At 70.7% G+C, this 17,740-nt stretch carries 15 protein-coding genes; 5 read left to right on the top strand and 10 right to left on the bottom strand.

Features of this window, described 5'->3' with window-relative positions; translation table 11 throughout:
* Position 1 precedes the first annotated feature (1 nt).
* Together LXT23_RS35465 and LXT23_RS35460 are read right to left on the bottom strand one after the other, a co-directional pair.
* Complete coding sequence (locus LXT23_RS35465; RefSeq protein ID WP_253984823.1) at positions 2–1,048, bottom strand: AAA family ATPase; 1,047 nt, start codon at positions 1,046–1,048, stop codon at positions 2–4.
* Positions 1,045–4,320, bottom strand: a complete 3,276-nt coding sequence (locus tag LXT23_RS35460; protein WP_253984822.1) for a hypothetical protein — start codon at positions 4,318–4,320, stop codon at positions 1,045–1,047. Before LXT23_RS35460 ends, LXT23_RS35465 begins: the two co-directional genes overlap by 4 nt.
* 333 nt (positions 4,321–4,653) lie before the next feature.
* On the opposite strand from LXT23_RS35460, the gene LXT23_RS35455 reads away from it, so the two are divergent.
* The 4 genes from LXT23_RS35455 to LXT23_RS35440 are packed head-to-tail and all read left to right on the top strand — an operon-like array spanning position 4,654 to position 8,354.
* The gene (locus tag LXT23_RS35455) at positions 4,654–5,676 is read left to right on the top strand and encodes a siderophore ABC transporter substrate-binding protein (RefSeq protein ID WP_253984821.1); all 1,023 of its coding nucleotides are present in this window, start codon (positions 4,654–4,656) and stop codon (positions 5,674–5,676) included.
* Positions 5,673–6,635, top strand: a complete 963-nt coding sequence (locus LXT23_RS35450; protein WP_253984820.1) for an ABC transporter permease — start codon at positions 5,673–5,675, stop codon at positions 6,633–6,635. The genes LXT23_RS35455 and LXT23_RS35450 overlap by 4 nt, the downstream gene beginning before the upstream one ends.
* A complete protein-coding gene (locus LXT23_RS35445; protein WP_253984819.1) occupies positions 6,625–7,599 on the top strand; it encodes an iron chelate uptake ABC transporter family permease subunit in 975 nt (324 codons plus the stop codon). Before LXT23_RS35450 ends, LXT23_RS35445 begins: the two co-directional genes overlap by 11 nt.
* Entirely contained in the window at positions 7,596–8,354 is a 759-nt protein-coding gene (locus tag LXT23_RS35440) for an iron ABC transporter ATP-binding protein (RefSeq protein ID WP_253984818.1), read from the top strand. The genes LXT23_RS35445 and LXT23_RS35440 overlap by 4 nt, the downstream gene beginning before the upstream one ends.
* On the opposite strand, the gene LXT23_RS35435 is transcribed toward LXT23_RS35440, so the two are convergent.
* Positions 8,345–10,036: a phosphatidylinositol-specific phospholipase C domain-containing protein gene (locus LXT23_RS35435; protein ID WP_253984817.1), complete on the bottom strand. Its 1,692-nt coding sequence runs from the start codon at positions 10,034–10,036 to the stop codon at positions 8,345–8,347. The genes LXT23_RS35440 and LXT23_RS35435 overlap by 10 nt on opposite strands.
* A 93-nt stretch (positions 10,037–10,129) precedes the next feature.
* On the opposite strand from LXT23_RS35435, the gene LXT23_RS35430 reads away from it, so the two are divergent.
* A complete protein-coding gene (locus LXT23_RS35430; protein WP_253984816.1) occupies positions 10,130–10,585 on the top strand; it encodes a thioredoxin domain-containing protein in 456 nt (151 codons plus the stop codon).
* Between the two features lie 104 nt (positions 10,586–10,689).
* Here LXT23_RS35430 and LXT23_RS35425 read toward each other — a convergent pair whose 3' ends face one another.
* The 7 genes from LXT23_RS35425 to LXT23_RS35395 all read right to left on the bottom strand — a co-directional run bounded on the left by LXT23_RS35425 (position 10,690) and on the right by LXT23_RS35395 (position 17,736).
* A complete protein-coding gene (locus LXT23_RS35425; protein WP_253984815.1) occupies positions 10,690–12,072 on the bottom strand; it encodes an FAD-binding oxidoreductase in 1,383 nt (460 codons plus the stop codon).
* Between the two features lie 301 nt (positions 12,073–12,373).
* Positions 12,374–12,640: a hypothetical protein gene (locus tag LXT23_RS35420; protein ID WP_253984814.1), complete on the bottom strand. Its 267-nt coding sequence runs from the start codon at positions 12,638–12,640 to the stop codon at positions 12,374–12,376.
* The gene (locus LXT23_RS35415; RefSeq protein WP_253984813.1) at positions 12,633–14,753 is read right to left on the bottom strand and encodes an AAA family ATPase; all 2,121 of its coding nucleotides are present in this window, start codon (positions 14,751–14,753) and stop codon (positions 12,633–12,635) included. Before LXT23_RS35415 ends, LXT23_RS35420 begins: the two co-directional genes overlap by 8 nt.
* On the bottom strand, positions 14,750–15,316 hold the full coding sequence (locus LXT23_RS35410) for a hypothetical protein (protein WP_253984812.1): 567 nt from the start codon (positions 15,314–15,316) through the stop codon (positions 14,750–14,752). The genes LXT23_RS35415 and LXT23_RS35410 overlap by 4 nt, the downstream gene beginning before the upstream one ends.
* Positions 15,313–16,398, bottom strand: a complete 1,086-nt coding sequence (locus tag LXT23_RS35405) for a hypothetical protein (protein ID WP_253984811.1) — start codon at positions 16,396–16,398, stop codon at positions 15,313–15,315. The genes LXT23_RS35410 and LXT23_RS35405 overlap by 4 nt, the downstream gene beginning before the upstream one ends.
* On the bottom strand, positions 16,395–17,003 hold the full coding sequence (locus LXT23_RS35400) for a 4Fe-4S single cluster domain-containing protein (protein WP_253984810.1): 609 nt from the start codon (positions 17,001–17,003) through the stop codon (positions 16,395–16,397). The genes LXT23_RS35405 and LXT23_RS35400 overlap by 4 nt, the downstream gene beginning before the upstream one ends.
* A 163-nt stretch (positions 17,004–17,166) precedes the next feature.
* A complete protein-coding gene (locus LXT23_RS35395) occupies positions 17,167–17,736 on the bottom strand; it encodes a hypothetical protein (RefSeq protein ID WP_253984890.1) in 570 nt (189 codons plus the stop codon).
* Positions 17,737–17,740 lie beyond the last annotated feature (4 nt).

Below are 17,740 nucleotides of genomic sequence, written 5' to 3'. Positions count from 1 at the left end.
CTCACGTGAGGCCCAGCAGCCGGGGCACCTTCTCCTCCAGCAAATCAATCTCCTCGCGGCTCTCGCCGAGGTAGGAGAGGAGCTGGAGGTCCTGCCGCTCCACCGCGCCGCCGTGGAAGATCCACGCACGCGTGCGCAGCAGGCGGTAGAGCTTCACCAGCTTGCGGTCGCTGATGAAGACGCCGTCCTCGCGCGTCAGCGTCTGCACCACCCGGCGGAACTCGCGCAGCAGCTCGTCCCGGAAGAAGGTGTCCCTGTCGCGCAGCTCGCGCCCGTCCGGGCCCGGCTCGCGCCGCCCCATCATCAGCGTCAGGTAGCGGTGCGCCTTGAGCACGTCGTCCAGCGAGGCGTGCCCCTCCGCCCACGGCTTCTGGTTCAGCTCGCGGTACGTCTGCGAGTCGAGGCCGGAGTCCAGCAGCTCCAGGAAGTACTGGTCCTGCACCGGGCGGCAGGCCGCCTTGAGGCAGAAGCGGTCCTTCAGCGCGCCCAGCTCCGCGTGCTCGGGCAGCTCGTTGGTGGCCGCGAAGAGGACCTTGAGGCGCACCGGCTGCGGGGCGCCGTCCTGGTAGAACTTGCGCTCGTTGATGACCGTCAGCAGCGCGTTGAGGATGGCGGAGCTGGCCTTGAAGACCTCGTCGAGGAAGACGAGCCGCGCGGTGGGCAGCTTGCCGCCCTCGCGGCGGATGTAGCGGCCCTGGCGCAGCAGGTTGATGTCGATGGGGCCCAGCACCTCCGACGGCTCGGTGAAGCGCGTCAGGAGGTACTCGAAGTAGTCCTCGTTGGGGATGCGCAGCGCTTCCCGGAACTTCAGCACCAGGTCCGACTTCGCCGTGCCCGGAGGGCCCACGAGCAGCAGCGGCTCCTGGGCCACCGCCGCCACCGTCATCAGGTCCACCAGGGTCTGCTTGCCCACGAAGTGCCGGCCCAGCGCCAGCCGGAAGCGGTTCAGCCGCTCGCGCAGGGCGTGGGCCTCGCGGGAGAGGGCGTCGAAGGTCAGCTCGCCGATGGGGTCGGCGGCGGTGCCCTCGCGCCGGGGAATGCTGGTCATGATGTGCGCTCCTCCAGCTCCCGATGGATGCGCCGTCGCACCAGGAATTCGTCCTCGTCCAGCCAGCTCCGCGTGCGCTCACCCGTGCCCTGCGCCACTTCCACGTGGCCCAGCACGAGCGCGTCCGCCAGCTCCACCACGGAGAGACAGAAGTGGCTGTTGGTGTTGTAGCTGTCCGTCACCGAGGGCAGTCCCTCCGACAGGCGCGCCAGCTCCGGCAGGGCGGTGTCCACGGGCGCGTACGCCAGCGCGCTCGCCAGGCTCCGCGTCAGCGCCAGCCGCTCGGCCAGGGAGCCCTTCGCCGCGATGAGCGTGTCGAAGGCCTTCTCGAACACCGCCCCGGCCTCGCTCGCGCGGCCCAGCATCGCCAGCCCCGCGGCCACGCTCAGCTGCACCGGCAGCGGCGTCTTGGGCCGGGAGACCAGTCCCCGCGCCGTCTCCACCAGCTCGGCGGCCTCGCGCGACAGGCCCACCCGGCGCAGCCCGCGCAGGCTCATCACGAGGAAGCCATGGCCCCAGGCTGGGGAGTCCGGCGGGAGCGCCGCGACCACCTTCCGCAGCCGGCCCGCCAGCGCCGTCGCCCGGTCCGCCCTTCCGAAGTGGGCCGTGAGGGTGAGCGCGTCGCCGAGCAGGCGCCCCTGCGCCTCGACGGAGATTCCCTCCATGGAGGCTCCCATCAGCCGGTCCAGCAGCGGCAGCGCGCGCGCCGGGGGCAGGCGCGGGAGCGTGTCCAGCAGGCCTCCCAGGAGCCGCTGCCGCTCGAGCGCGGCCAGCTTCGGGGCAGTGGCCTTCGCCGTGAGCGCCTCGACCTGGGCGGCCACCTGGCCCGCATCCTTTATATCCCGCAGCGCCGCGAACTCCTCGCCGCGCAAGTCGAGCGAGCCGCGTCCGAAGGCGCGCGCCGGGTCCAGCCGCTCGCTGGGCTCCAGCAGCGCGGACGACTGCCGCAGCCGGTCCACCTTGTAGCGCTGGAAGGTGTTCAGCAGGTTCAGCTCGGCGGCGATGTCCGGTGGCAGCGGCGTCTCCGGCGGCTGCCCCTCCAGCGCCTGCGCCACGCGCGCGCCGTAGGCCCGCGAGAGGAAGCCGTGGATGGGCTCCCGCGCGTCGAGTGCCCCCGCCGCGGCGGCCGCCAGCGCGCGCGCCCGGTCCGCCTGTCCCAGCCGTGCCAGGCCGCAGGCGAAGACGAAGCGCACATAGGCCTGGGTGAGGGCGGGCGGGGCCTCGATGGACGAGCGGCGGCGCGTCGTGGTCTCGAAGCGCTCCAGCAGGGCCTCCAGCTGCCCCACGAGGCGCGGCGCATGGGCCGCGTCCGTGCCGGCGCGGAGGAATCCGGGCACGTCGCGCGCCAGGGACAGGCCGCGCTGGAGCATGCCCAGCAGCCGGTCCCCCGCGCGTGCGAGGCCCAGCGGGTCTCCTCCCGCGAGCCGGTCCAGCGAGGCCCGCGCCAGCCACAGCGAGCGCACGTCCAGCCCCGCGTCGTGCCGGTCCAGCCAGCGCTGGAGCGAAGGCACGTCGCCGGGCGCCGCGCCGCCGGGCACCAGCACCGCCCGCACCAGGTGGCTCGCGAGCGCCCGCACCTCGTCACCGGACGGTGTCGCACGGGCCAGCAGCTCGGCGGGGGAGGGCGCGCCGTCCGACTCGGCCTCGGCCCAGCGCTCGGCCAGCTCGGTGGCGTCGCTGCCCGCCGCGTCCCACAGGGCCCGCGTCCAGCACAGGCCCGCGTCGCGCCTGCGCCCCAGCCGTCCATTCAGCTCTGCCAGACGCACCCAGAGCTGCCGCCGCTCGGGCGCGTCCGCTGGCGCATCCAGCGCGAGGAAGGACTTCTCCAGCGTGGCCAGCTCCTGCTCGGCGGCGCCGAGCTGCGCGGGCGTGAGCGGGGCCAGCCGCGCGCGCGAGGTCGAGGCCTGGGGGGCGCGCGCCGAGGGCGCCGCCGTCGGCGTCGGAGGCGGCGTGGCCGGGGTGGCCACCAAGCGACGGGAGCGGCGCGTCCGAGACTCCTTCTCGTCGTCCTCCGGCTCGGTCTTGGGCTGGGGCGAGGTCAACCACTCGCCTCCGGCGGCCTCGAAGGCGTCGAAGTCGAAGGTTGCACCGCGCACCCACGGCTCCAGCGCGGCGGCGCCGGTGTCCACCACGTAGTCCACCCAGGCGTCGAGCGGCTGGAAGGCCGACTCGGGCAGGCGCTCGGCGCGGAAGCCTCCGCCGCCCGTGGGGTGCAGCCAGGTGACGGTGTCGGCCTTCGGCACCAGCAGCGCGCGCAGCCTGTCGCGGCGCACGGGCGGCTCCAGCAGCCCGTCGCAGGGCAGGTAGAGGTCCGTGAGCTGTGGCAGCGGCGCGTAGGACATGCCGGACAGGCCCAGCTCGGGAGGCCGCTCCCTGCCGGCCCGCGCGCGGAGGACGATGCACGGCGACTCCGGTGGGCCGGCCACGGCGAAGCGCAGCTGCGCCAGCAGCGCCTCCGGCAGCGTGTGCACCAGCGACTCCACCTGCGCCAGCGCGTTGTCGCGCAGCACCCAGAGGCTCGCGGGCTCGGTGCGGGCCGCGCGGGTGAGCCGCAGCGGCACCGCGAGGCGTCCTTGCGCGGCACGGGGCGTCCAGTCCTCCGCCGGCTCGGGCAGGCGCAGGTCGGTGAGCTGGTAGAGGTCCGTCCACGGCCCGTCCGGCGCCGTCAGCCACCGCCCGTCGCCGGGGATGAGGAGCAGCGAGCCCGGCGCGGGCTGGAGCGTGCGCGCGAGCGGGTGCGTGTGTCCCAGCTCCACCCAGACCGAGTGCTGTCCCGGCACCGCGGGCACGAAGGCGCGCAGGCCACCCGTGCGGTCCAGCGCGCCGGTGAGCGTGAAGTAGGGCGGCGCCACCGCGCGCAGCAGCGCCCGCCGCGCGTCCGGGTGGCCCTTGCCTCCGCCCGCGGTACACACCTCCTGCCGGTCGCACCCCAGGCGCAGCATCTCCCCCGCCAGCGGCAGCAGCGCCTTCGCGTCCGAGGGCAGGAAGAGCACCGGCCCCACGGGCGCGGCGTCGAGCGGCACGCGGCGCGGGGCAATCAGCTCCGCCCAGCAGAGCACCGGCGTGGAGGCCTCCGCGTCCTGGGCGCTGACGCCGAACGACGTCAGCGCCTCGCGCGCGGCCTTCCCGAGGGCCACGCCAGGAGTGACGTGGAGCACACCCTCCGCGGTGCGGCGGTAGCGCGCCGGCGCGGACTGCACTTCAGGAGGGACGAGACCGGAGGTGAGCGCGAGCCGCAGCGCTTCCTCGCTGGGGAAGACGAGCGTGGACATCACATCAGGCCTTCTGGCCCACCTTGCCGGAGACTTCCCCGGCGAGCGCGTCCGGGCCGCTCCCGTATTGGATGATGACGTCCGTCGTGGGCTGACCCATGTCCGGAGCATAGAGCAGGAAGGGGACGGGGAGCAGGTGCGCCTGTCGCCGGACGCAATGCCCGGCTGCCCCAGCCTTCGCGGGCTTTCCGGCCCTCACGGAAGCGCACTCCAGGCTTTGACGGGGCGGACACATGGTCTATATGGCGTGAGAATGATTCGCAGAATCGAAATTGTGCCCTGCCCCGCGCAGGAGCGCTTCGACTTCACCGTGAGCCTCGGCTGGACGAAACCGTGAGCAGACCTGACCGTCGTTCCCTTCCTCTCGTCGCGATTCTCTCCGCCCTCGTCGTGCTGGCCGTGGTGTGGGTGGGCGTGAAGTTCCAGCGTCCTTCCGCTCCCGAGGCTCCCGAGGCCCAGGCCGGTGCGAGCCCTCCGGCCGCCGCGGAGGGCCGCACGGTCTCCCATGCCCAGGGCACCACCGTCGTCCCGCTCAATCCCCGAAGGGTCATCGCCTTCGACCTGGTGGCCCTGGACATCCTCCAGGCCCTGGAGGTGGACGTCCTCGGCGTCGCGGGGGACCAGTTTCCCGAGCACCTCGCGCGGTACCGCGACGCGAAGTACCTGCGCATGGGGACGCTGTTCGAGCCCGACTACGAGGCCATCCACGCCGCGCGCCCGGACCTCATCATCACCGGCGGCCGCTCCAGCGCGAAGTACGCGAACCTCTCCCGCCTCGCGCCCACCGTCGACCTGCCGATGAGCGGGAAGGACTACCTGGCCACGGTGGTCGCCAACACGGAACTGCTGGCCGGCATCTTCGGCAAGGAAGCGAAGGCCCAGGCCCTGGTGGCGGAGCTGCGCCAGTCCATTGCAACGCTCAAGGAGACGACGGCGGGCCGGGGGCGGGGGCTGGTGGTGCTCGTCACCGGCGGCCGCATGAGCGCCTATGGCCCGGGCTCGCGCTTCGGCGTCATCCACGACGACTTCGGCATCCCCGTTGCCGCCGAGGGGCTCAACCCGTCGCTGCACGGCGAGGTCATCGGCTCGGAGTTCATCCGCGAGAAGAACCCCGACTGGCTCTTCGTCATCGACCGCGACGCGGCCATGGGCCAGCCGGGAGGAGGCGGCGCCCGCCAGGTGCTGGACAACGAGCTGGTCCACCAGACCTCGGCCTGGCAGAAGGGGCAGGTCGTCTACCTGGACCCGGGGACGTCCTACCTCGCCGGCGGCGGCATCCAGGCAGTCAGGCACATGCGTGACCAGGTCGCGAGCGCCTATGCGCGCGCGGGCTCGTCAGGCACACCGACGCCGTGACGCGTCCGCTCATCGCCGCGGTCGTCCTCGCCGTGCTGGCCGGGGTCAGCCTCCTCATCGGCGCCAGTCACGTGTCGTGGGACGCCGTGTTCTCCCCCGGCCCGGATGACCGTGCCGTGCAGGTGCTGGTCATCAGCCGCGTGCCGCGCATGTTCGCCATCATGCTGGCGGGCACGTCGCTAGGGGTGGCGGGCCTGCTCATGCAGATGATTGCGCGCAACCGCTTCGTGGAGCCCACCACGGCGGGGACGGCGGAGTCCGCGAGCCTCGGCCTGCTGGCCGCCACCCTGCTGGCCCCGGGCCTGCCGGTGCTCGGGAAGATGCTGGTCGCCACGCTCTTCGCCCTGGGGGGAACGGCGCTGTTCCTGCTCGTGCTGCGGCGCCTTCCGCTGCGCTCGGCGCTGCTCGTCCCGGTGGTGGGGCTCGTCCTGGGGAGCATCATCGACTCGGCGACGACGTTCTTCGCGTACCGGTACGACCTGCTGCAGTCCGTCAACGCGTGGACCACGGGCGACTTCTCCACCGTCCTGCGCGGGCGGTACGAGCTGCTCTGGGTGACGCTGGGGCTGACCTGTGTCGCGTACGTCGCCGCCGACCGCTTCACGGTGGCGGGCATGGGAGAGACGTTCACCACCAACCTCGGGCTGAACTACCCGCGCATCATCGCGCTCGGGCTCGTCATCGTCGCCCTGGTCACCGCGATGGTCGTCGTCACCGTGGGGATGATTCCGTTCCTGGGCCTCATCGTGCCCAACCTCGTCACCCGGCTCATGGGCGACAACGCGCGCCGCTCCATTCCCTGGGTCGCGGTGACCGGCGCCGGGTTCGTGCTGCTGTGCGACATCATCGGGCGCGTGGTGCGCCACCCCTACGAGATTCCGGGAGGCACAATCGCTGGCGTCATCGGCAGCGTCCTCTTCCTGTACCTCCTGCTGAGGAGGGGCGCCCGTGTCGGCTAGCGCCAGCGCAGGGGTCGCCAGGCCCGAGCGCACGCTGCTGGTGCTCGGAGGCGTGACGCTGGCCTGCGCCGCCCTGTTCATGCTCGTCGACGCGGGCGGCCAGTGGGACTTCATTCTGCCGTTCCGGGCGCGGAAGCTCGCGACCGCGGTGCTGGTCGGCTACGCCATCGCGGTGTCCACGGTGCTGTTCCAGACGGTGACGGGCAACCGCGTGCTGACGCCCGCCATCATGGGGTTCGACTACCTCTACGTGCTCATCCAGACGTGCCTGGTCTTCGTCCTCGGGTCCACCACGGTGGCGGGGCTGGACCCATGGCTCCTATTCGGCGTGGAGGTCACCCTGATGGTGATCTTCTCCGCGCTGGTGAACGGGTGGCTGTTCGGCGTCGTCCAGGGCAGCGTCCACCTGCTGCTGCTCATCGGCGTGGTCCTGGGCGTGTTGTTCCGGAGCCTGGCGAGCTTCCTCCAGCGCGTCATCGAGCCCAACGAGTTCGTCTTCCTGCAGGACCGGTTCTTCGCGAGCTTCAACGACCCCGAGCACGGGCTGCTGCTCGTCGCAGGAGGGCTGACGCTGGGCGCCACGGTGCTGGGCTTCCGGCTGCTGCGGGCCTGCGACGTCCTGGTGCTGGGCCGGGAGGTGGCCATCAACCTGGGTGTGGACTACTCGAGGACGGTGGCGTGGGTCCTGGCCCTGGTGGCGGTCCTGGTCTCGGTGTCGACGGCCCTGGTGGGCCCCGTGACGTTCCTCGGCCTCCTGGTCGCCAACCTCGCCTATTCCGTGACGAACACGTACCGGCATGCGCTCGTCCTGCCCGCCGCCGCGCTCATCGCCGCCATTGCCCTGGTCTCAGGGCAGTTCGTCCTGGAGCGGGTCTTCGGGCTCGACACCAACCCGCGGGTCATCATCGAGTTCCTGGGGGGCCTGGTGTTCCTCGCGCTGCTCATGAGAAAGGCCACGAGATGATCGAGGCGAAGAACGTCACCAAGCGCTACGGCGACACGCTCGTGGTGGACGGCGTCAGCCTGCGGCTTCCGGTGGGCGGCATCACCTCCATCATCGGACCCAATGGGGCCGGCAAGTCGACCCTGCTGTCGATGGTGAGCCGGGTGCTGCCCATGTCGTCGGGGACGGTGCTGGTGGACGGCCTGGACGTCACCACCACGTCCGGGGACGTGCTCGCCAAGAGGCTGGCCATCCTGCGTCAGGACAACCACCTCACCGCGCGGCTGACGGTGCGGGAGCTGGTGACGTTCGGCCGCTATCCGCACTCCAAGGGACGGCCGACGGTGCAGGACCGGGAGCACGTGGAGCGGGCCATCGAGCACATGGGGCTCGGGGCGCTGGCGGAGCGGTTCCTGGACGAGCTGTCGGGCGGCCAGCGCCAGCGGGCCTTCGTGGCGATGGTGCTCTGTCAGGACACGGACTACGTGCTGCTGGACGAGCCGCTCAATGGCCTGGACCTGAAGCACGCGGTGGGCATGATGAAGCAGCTGAGGCATGCAGCCGACGTGCTCGGAAAGAGCGTCGTGCTGGTGCTGCACGACATCAACTTCGCGTCCTGCTACTCCGACCACATCATCGCGATGCGCGACGGGAAGGTGGCGTTCCAGGGGCGCGCGGAGGACATCATGCGTTCCGAGGTCCTCCGCGCCGTCTACGAGCTGGACATCACCATCCAGCGGATTGATGGCGACTGGATTGCCACGCACTACCGCTGAATCGCCACGGAGGTGACCACGTCATTCCAGGCGCTGCCCACGTTGCTCAGCTGGGTGGACGTGCTGAAGCAGCGGCCGGTCAGGTCGGGGTGCTCGCAGAAGGTCGCCAGGTAAGGGCCCAGGATGCGGATGGAGGACAGGCTGTCGTCGAAGCCGACGCTCCCGAGGTGGGCCACGTTCGAGGTCAGGCGCAGCACGTTGCCCTCGAAGTTCACGTGCTCGTAGAGGTACACACCGTCCTGCGCGGAGTACCCCTGGACGGCGTAGGTGTAGTCGCCCAGCGTGAGCTTGGCGGCCATCCCGTAGTCCGAGTACGCCCAGTTGCTCAGCCCGCCGGGGGCCTGCTTCACCACCACGGACCAGCTCTGGAAGGGGAAGCGTGCCTTCACCCGGTTGAAGAGCTGGGTGGCCCGGTCCGCCGAGCTCCCCGACAGGCTGGACAGCTGCCCATTCACGTAGCCCTCCAGGTAGCTCCTGCTGACCGCGCTCGTCACCGTGCGCGAGGTGAAGGCGAGGTGGGTGTAGCCATCCATGGAGTCAGACTGGAGGAAGGTCCCGTCGTAGTTCATCCAGGCTCCCCAGCTCTGCTTCAGGGCCATCACATGCCAGTTCCGTCCGGGCGCGGCGTTGTGGACGAAGGCATGCACTCCGTTCCAGCGGTTCTCGGCATTGCCCCCGAGGGTGTAGGAGATGTTCCTGAAGATGGTGGAGAGGTCGGCGGGCAGGCTGCTCGAGGCGGGCAGCAGCCGGTAGTTGAGGGCCAGGATGGCGTCGACGAGCCCCGCGCCAGGAAAGTCCATCATCAGGATTCCCGCACGCTGGACGTTGGCGCCCACCAGGTAGTCGATAGCGAAGTCATTGACGCCGCGGGCCACCGAGCCCGCTCCGCCCGCCACCACGTAGGGGAAGGCCCCCGCGGACGAGCCACTCAGGAAGTTCACATACAGCGTGGACGGGGAGCCCGTGTTCGTCCTCTCCAGGTGGGCGCGGACCTTGTTCCACTTGTCGTCGATGTCGAAGACGGTGGACACGGTCCAGTCATCCTGGAGGTCCAGGGCCGACCAGCGGATGCCGTAGGCGCCGCCAGCGAAGTCGTCCAGGATGACGATCTTCCCGCGCGCCTCTCCCAGGGTGGGGACGTGGCTCCCCCTCCAGATGTACGGCGAGAAGGCGGGCTGGTCCCGGTACCACTCGAAGGTCTGGGCGAAGGTCCGCGTGACGTTCTCCTCCGTATGCTCCTTCTTCACGCGCATCACGAGCGTCTCGCGAGGGTTCGCGTTCAGGAACTGGATGGCGGTGTTCAGGACATCCGTGAAGTTGACGTTCAGGTAGACGACGCCGTGGTGGATGGCGAAGGCGTTGTCGATGTGGCGGCAGCGGATGTCGAGCGCCCGGATGCCCGCGTCGAGCTGGGCGCGCAGGTTCAGGGACTGCGTCTGGGTCAGGTCTCCTCCTGCGTTGGTGAACGCCATGGTGTCGTGCGTTCCGGGCAGGGACATGGCCGCGAGGCTCGTCGAGTCCGGGAACGCGGCCATCCAGCTCGGGTGGCTCGTCTCGATGCTGCCCGAGTGGTTGTAGTAGCGCCCGCCCGCGGAAGCGGGCAGGGCCAGGGTGAGCAGCCCGAGGACGAGGAACAGCGCCGCGTCTCGCGGGCGTACGGCGGGGCGGGGGTAGGGGCTCATGGAGCTGTCCTACTAGGAATCCATGCAACTCCGGAAGTTCATGGCCCATGTTTTCCTTCGCGCCGTGGTTATCGAGAGGAGAGGAGGTGGAGGATGCACGAGCGAGGCGAGGTCCCCCTGTTCCGGCTCGAGGCGGCAAGCGGCCCTCCGCGTGGCACGCTGGACGCGTGGCAGCGGCGCGACATGCTGGTGGCCCTGCTGCACCCCGGCTGTGACGTGTGCCAGGCGCTGCACCGGGCGCTCCAGGAGCGCGCTCCGGGGCTGCGCAAGGAGGAGGCCGAGGTGATGACGGTGGTGCCCCCGGGACGTGAGGGCGTGCCGGTGCCTCCGGGGGCCCTGGTGGACGTGGAGGGCCGGGTGTCCTACGCGCTGGCGGAGGTCTTCGGAGGCCAGGGCCGCCTCGGCGTGGCCAGCCGCTTCGGCGGGCTGTACGCGGCGGTGGACCTCCACTCCGGCACCCCGCAGCGCGTGCTGGACGAGGCGCTGGCGTGGCTGGACCTGGCGCAGCGGCAGTGCGGCGAGTGTCAGGCCCCGCTGGCCTGGGACTGACGCGGCGGGAGGCGCATCGCGCCGGGCCCTCGCGAGCCCGGCGCCGGTGCATCTTCATGAGGCGGGCACCGGCAGTCCGCTCCGGTGCTCGCGCAGGGCCTTGCTCAGGCCTTCGGCATGGCCGGGCCCCTGGCCGTGGGGAGGATGTTCTGGTTCACATGGAAGAGGTTGTCCGGGTCGTAGCGGTCCTTCACCTGCACCAGCCGGGCGTAGTTGTCCCGGTACGTCGCCTGCACCCGCTCCTGGCCCTCGTCCATCATGAAGTTCACGTAGGCGCCGGCCTCTGAGTAGGGGTGCAGCGCGTCCCAGTACTCCTTCGCCCAGGTGGTGATTGCCTGTGCCTTTTCCGGCGAGGGGTCCACGCCGACGATGACCTCGGCCCAGCGTGCATCCCGGTAGCTGAACGCGGTGTCTCCGGGCGCCACCCGGTGCACCGCCCCGTCGATGGGATACAGGTGCATGGTGGAGTGCATCGTCGGCAGCCGCTCGGCGAACTCCGCGTGCCGGGCGATGGCCTCGTCCTTCAGCTCCCGCACGAAGTCCGCGCGCCAGTACCACTGCAGGCCCGGTGGGTAGAGCCCATCGAAGACGCTCTGCAGGACGGGGAAGGGCATGGGGTGCACGCCATGCAGCGCTGGGGAGAGCGCGCGCACCGGCGCGAACACCTCATCCGCGCGCGCCGGGTCCCCGGTGTAGCACCACACCACCGCGCACATCTTCTTCAGGTGCAGCTCCTTGGGGAACGGGGCCACGGGCGGGACGGTCATGAAGGCGAAGAAGCCGTTGAGCTCCTCGGGTGCGGCGGGGAGGAACTCGCGGTACCACTGCATCACCTCCGTGGTGCGCTCCAGGGGCCAGAGGGTGGGGCCGCCGATGATGGTGTCCACCGGGTGGGCTCGGAACTGGAAGGAGGTGACGACACCGAAGTTGCCGCCACCACCGCGCACGGCCCAGAACAGGTCCGGGTGCTGCTCGGCGCTCGCGGTGACGAAGCGCCCGTCCGCGAGCACCAGGTCCACGGAGAGCAGGCTGTCGACGGTGAGGCCGAAGCGGCGCGAGAGATGGCCGATGCCTCCGCCCAGCGTGAGGCCGGCCACGCCCGTGGTGGAGATGATGCCCGAGGGGACGGCGAGGCCGAAGGCATGGGTGGCGTGGTCCACATCCCCCCAGACACTGCCGCCCGAGACGCGCACCGTGCGCGCGTTCGGGTCCACCCGGACGCCTCGCATGCGGGACAGGTCCACGACCACGCCTTCGTCGCACAGGCCGAGCCCGCCGCCGTTATGACCGCCGCCACGGATGGCGAGGGTGAGCCCCTGCTCGCGGGCGAGGTTGACGGTGGCGATGACATCCGCCACGTCGGTGCACCGGGCGATGAGCGCCGGGCGCTTGCGAATCATGGCGTTGTAGATGCGGCAGGCCTCTTCGTAGTCAGCGTCTCCCGGCCGGACGAGCCCACCGCGCAGCTGGGCTCTGAGTTGTTCCACCCGGTCGGGCGTCAGTCCCGAGGGTAGCCCTCCGCCGGGCTTGGCATGTTCACGCTGCGGGTCCACGGGCATGGTGCTCTCCTCCGCGAGGCCGCGGTAGAAGAGCCCCGCACCGTCCAAGCTAGGAACGGCTGGCGCGTGCAGCGCCCCTGCCAGGGCAGGCGGGCGGGACGGGGAGCCCCGGCTCGTGCCGGGTGGTGGCGGCAGGCGCAACGCTCGGCGGGACTGACGCCTTGGCCTGCGCTCCGCGGGGGCTCAGAGCGGCCGCGAGCGCCCGGCCTCGAGAGCGCCGACACGCACGTCAGGCCTTCTGACCCACCTTGCCGGAAGCCTCCTCGGCCACCGACGTGGGCTCGGCGGCCTGGCCGGCCGGGGTGTCTCGCTGGACGATGACGCGGCCGATTTCGGACGCCTTCAGCGTGCCGCCGGCGATGAGCTTGTCCACGAGGCGGCGGTGCTCCTCCTCGTGCTCCATGGGCAGCGCGTCCGAGTCACTCTCGTACTGGATGATGACGTCCTTGCGGCCCGTCGCCGGGTCTACTTGCAGCCGGAGGATGAGGCTAGCCATGGGCGGGCTCCTTCTTCTGCGCCGCCGCGGCGGGCGCCAGGTGGGTGAAGGCCTCGCGGTCCAACACCTTGCGTTCGATGAGCAAGTCCCGCAGCGCCATGAGCCGCGCCTTCTCACGCTGGAGGATGTCGCGCGCCCGGGTACGCTGCTCCTCCAGCACCACCTGCACCGCGGCCTCCAACGTGCTGCGCGTGGAGTCGGAGAGGGCGTGCCGGTCGGCCTCGCGTCCTGGAGCATCGAAGCGCCGCACCGGCACCCCGTCGCCGCCCATGCCCAGCTCCTCCACCAGCTCGCGGGCAATCTCCGTGGCACGGGCGAGGTCGTGCGCGCTGCCCAGGGACAGGTCGTCCAGCAGCAGCGCCTCCGCCTCGCGGCCTCCGAAGAGCATGCAGATGCTGTCCAGCAGCTGCCCGCGCGTGACGACGTAGCGGTGCGCCGGGTCCGCGTACTTCACGTGGCCCAGCGAGCCGGCCAGGTCCCCGCGGATGCTGATGCGGTCGATGGCGGGCGCATGCGGGCAGAAGAGAGCGCACACCGCGTGGCCGGCCTCGTGCGTGGCCACCACCTTCTCCTCCGCGGGCGTGAGCTCCGGCCGGTCGAGGAAGTCGGAGAGGGCGCTCTCCACGTCCACCGCCTCGGTGGATGTCTGCTTTGCTTCGCGCAGCCGGCGCCGGGCCAGGGCGCGGCACAGCGCCTGGATGTGGTCGCCGGAGAAGCGCGTGCCGGTGCCCTCCACCAGGTCGCCCGTGCGCTTCACCGCGTAGTCCAGGGCGCGCTCCGTCATGCCCAGGCCCAGCTTCTTGTCGTAGATGGACAGGATGGCGCGGCGGTCCGCGCTGTTGGGGTAGGGGATGCACAGCTGGAACTCGAAGCGGCCGGGCCGCAGGAGCGCCGGGTCCAGCGACTCCATGAAGTTGGTGGTGCCCACCACGAAGACCAGCTCCTCCTTGCGGAAGCCGTCCATCTCCGTGAGGAGCTGGTTCACCATGGAGTGCTCCACGCCGGAGCCGGTGAAGGTCCCACGCGCGGCGGCGAAGGAGTCCAGCTCGTCGAAGACGATGATGCTGGGCGCGGCCTGCCGGGCACGCACGAAGATCTGCCGCAGGTTCTCCTCGCTCTCGCCCACCCAGCGGCTCTTCAGCTCCGGGCCGCTCACCACCTGCACCGCCGCGCCCAGCGAGGACGCCATGGCCTTGGCGAACAGCGTCTTGCCGGTGCCCGGCGGGCCCCAGAAAATCATCCCGCGCGGCAGCAGCCCCTCCACGCGCTTCACCGCTTCGGGGTCGCTCAGCGTGTCCTTGTGCGCGAGCACGTCCAGAATCTCGCGCTGGAGCCGCTCCTTCACCTTGGCGTAGCCGCCGATGTCCGCGTTCAGGTCCATGTCCGGCACGCTGAGGTTGCCGGTGAGCGTGGCGGTGCGCAGTTGCGCGTACGCGGGCCTCGGGTCCGCGGGGTAGTCCTCGCCCGTAATCGCGCCCAGCAGCCGGCGCAGGCGCACGGCGTTGACGCCAGAGACGTGCTTGTAGAGCGTGTACGGCAGCAGGCCCCGGCCGAACTTGCGGCACTCGCGCTGGGTGATGAGGTAGCGCAGACGGTCGCGCCCCACGCCGAGGATGCTCTCCTTGTGCGGGAAGAGGTTCTCGATGACGCGGGGCACCGCGAAGGACGGGTCCTTGAAGCCGACCCAGACCATCTCGGGGTTCTCGTACAGGAGTGGAATCACCTCGCGCGCCTCGGAGGTGAGGCCGCCGCTGCTGGTGGTGAGCAGGTCCAGGTGGGGCAGCACGACGATGCGCTCCCGCACCGCGCCGCGCACCGCGTCCCGGAGCTGGCCGATGAGCGTGGCCATCATGCTGGGCGGGGGCATGCCCGGAGGCGGCTCCTGCGCGGCGCGGCCGTCCAGGTAGAGGAACTGCTTGCCGTCCTTCTTCAGCCTGTCTCGCAGGCACTTGTAGAAGTAGGGCGTCAGCTCCTTGTCGGCCTCAATCATCACCGGCAGGCCGCGCAGCAGCGCCTCACAGACGCGGCCCAGCTCGGCGGGGTAGGCGGCCTCCACGGCGGCGAAGGCCGACAGCTCGGTGGGGAGCGACTCCTCGGGGACGCGCTGGCTCATACGCGCACCTTGATGGTGAGCGAGCCGGTGGCGGCGTCCTCGTGAATCTCCTCCACGGTGCCGAGCTGCCGCGCACGCGTCTTCAGGGCCTCGGCCGTCACCTTGTTCGCCACGGCGTCCAGCTCCGACTTGAGGTCGCGCAGCCGGCCCTCCAGGCGGCGGGTGAGCTGCTCGCGCAGGCGCTCGGAGGCATCCTCCGCCTCGTTCTCCAGCCGTGCGAGTGCCTTCGCCCGGGCTTCCTCCCGGGCCGCTTCCATCTCGGCCGGGCTGCCCACGACCTTCTCGCCCCGGGCCGTGAGCTCCACCTGGGCCTGCTCCGCGAGGGTGACGCTCACCTCGCCGGTGGTGACGTCCACGGCGATGCGGACCCCGTCCGACTCGGTGCGCACGGCGACGTCGCCGTCACGGGTGAAGCCGCGGCCCGCCAGCTCCTCCGCGAGCAGTCCGGCCAGCTCCTCGCGAGACAGCAGGGGAAGCAGCTCCAGCTTGGAGCAGATGCCGTCCTCGGCCTGCACCACGCGGTTGAGGGACTCGGAGACGGAGACTCGGTAGGCGCGGCTCATGGAGTGCTCCCGGTGGAAGGAGGGGGAAGGGTAGCGGGAAACGCGCCAGCGGTCGTGAGCGAGGTGGACAGCTCCCGCTCCAGGTCCGCGGCGCGGCGGAAGCCGGGCTCACCGAAGGCGCTCCACTCGGACAGGAGGAGCTGGGCGGCTTCGTAGCCGTCGTCGAAGAAGCGCACGGCGCGGTGCTCGGCGTCCCAGCGTGACAGCCGGCTCAGCGAGCGGAGGAAGGCCCCGGAGGCCCTGGCGGCTTCGGCCCGCTTGCCCAGGGAGGCCGTGAGGGACAGGCCCTCCACCCAGCGGGACGCGGGCTGGTCCATCAGGGGACGGGCTGCCTCGACGAGGAAGCCCGCGAGCTCCCGGCGTCCGGCGGCCTCCACGGCGTCGAGGAACGCGGACAGCACGGCCTCCTGCGCGGCGCCGAGTGCCATCCCCTCCGCGGGGTCGACGATGAAGCGCTTGGACTCCTCCACCTTGCGCCAGCGGTGCGCGAGGTCCCCACGCAGGGCGTCCAGCAGCCAGCCTCCGCCCGCGAGCAGTGGGGCGAAGTGCTTCGCGCTGAAGCTCGGGGGCGGCACGTCGAGCAGCTCGGGGAAGCCGAGCCTGCAGAGCGCGGAGCCGCGGAAGAGGGCCTGGGCGCCGACGGACTTCGCGCACGGCGTCCCGGCGACGAGCCGGCACGTCAGGTAGAGGAACAGCTCGTCCGCGACGGTGGGGAGCTCGGAGACGGTGAGCTGCTTGCAGCCGTGTTTCACCAGCGGCTGCTCCACGAGCCAGCGCAGGGTGTGGATGCACAGGGGAGAGAAGTGCAGCGCGGGCGGTGGGTACCGCTCCCAGAGGCGACTGGAGCGCTCCTGTCCGCCGTCGAGGTAGCGCTGCTTGCGCCAGCCGCCGCACCGGGCGAGGGCGAGGACACTGCCCTTGGACAGGGTGTCTTGCAGGACGTGGAGGGCGCCGGGGCTCAGCTTCTCGGGGACGGTGTGGCGGTCGCGGAGCACATCCTCGACGGGGGCGTACTGTCCCAGGCCGATGATGGCGCGGGTGAGCGTGAGCAGGTCGTGCTCGGCGTTGGCGACGTGAATCATGGGCGGAGCCGGTCGGCGAGCTCGGGCCAGCCGTTGATGATGAGCTTGCCTTCGACGAAGTGGACTTCCGCGGTGTTGGGCGCGGTGAACTGCGCCTCTTCCGGCGCATAGCGCGCGGTGAGGAAGTGCATGACCTGGTTGCGCGAGCCAATCCAGCGGCGCTGTGTCTCGGGCTGGTCCTTCTCGAAGCGGCCGTCGACGAGGAGGTCGAGGGTGGCGAGCAGGCGCTCGACGTCGGGCCGGGTCTGGGCCTTGAGCTCCGCGAGCGTGTAGCCGCTGAAGACCATGACGCTCAGGCCGGCGGCGCGCACGCGCTCACAGAGGTCAGCGAGGGGGCTGGGCTGGGAGAAGGGCTCGCCACCCAGGATGGAGAGGCCCTCGATGCCGGGGGTAGACAGGACTCGCGCGGCGAGGTCGTCCACGGACATGACGGTGCCGCGCTCGAAGGCGAACATCTCCGGGTTGCAGCAGCCCGGGCAGCGCAGGGCGCAGCCCTGGACCCACAGCGCGAAGCGGTGGCCGGGGCCTTCAGCCTCGGTGCGGGGGACGACTTGGGCCACCCGGAGGACCGGACTCCCGGGGGCGATGGATTCGGCCGTGGACATGGAGGCCACCGCAGCATGCCAGGAGCGGCCGGGGTGGGGGAGGGGTGGAGTGTCTCTGCTTGAAGGTGGGGAGTGACAGGGTGCGGAGGGGGGAGGGTGCCTGCCTAGCTGGAGGCAGGCCTTCCTCTCAGGCTCTATCGGCATCTTGAAGCGCTTTCGAGGCCTATACCTCCGTGAACGACATTCCGGTGGTCCCAATGCGCTCCAATGCTGACTTGATTTCCTCCGAAACAATAAGAGCGATGGCCCATCCCCATGGCCGAAACACCTTCGCCGCGCCTACTTTCGCGCTATCGATCCGCATCCCGTAGACGTCCCGATACTGCCCGACCTTCTCAGGTCGCCCATCCTCCGGCCTCCAAAGCTCAACCTCTTTACACGCCGCATCGTTGATGCAACGAATGAGCTTCGCAGCCACGAGAATGCAGAACTGATCAGGCTGACCCGCGATGTCCACCGGTAAGATCTGCACGTCGCTAGCAGCTATTTCCGTAAGTAGGGAAGCGACCCTGATGTGTACGACCGGAGTCGAGAGGCCCGCCAGGGTGAAGTCAAACGCCTTTCCAGGAACGTCAATGGGAATCCTCAAGCGCCCTGGATTGGGAATCAGTTGTCCCTTCTTGAAGATCCAAGGATCGGCCACTTCGCGGCCCCGCGGGTCAGTGGGAATGCCGAGGGACCACCGTCCCGGCAGGCTCATATCGGCGGAGAGCTCGAAGTACCGTTTTGGCATGCTG

The sequence above is a fragment of the Pyxidicoccus xibeiensis genome, from assembly GCF_024198175.1.
In the GTDB taxonomy this organism is placed as follows: domain Bacteria; phylum Myxococcota; class Myxococcia; order Myxococcales; family Myxococcaceae; genus Myxococcus; species Myxococcus xibeiensis.
Note: the sequence above shows the minus strand (reverse complement) of the source record. Positions and strands in the feature narration are given on the sequence as shown.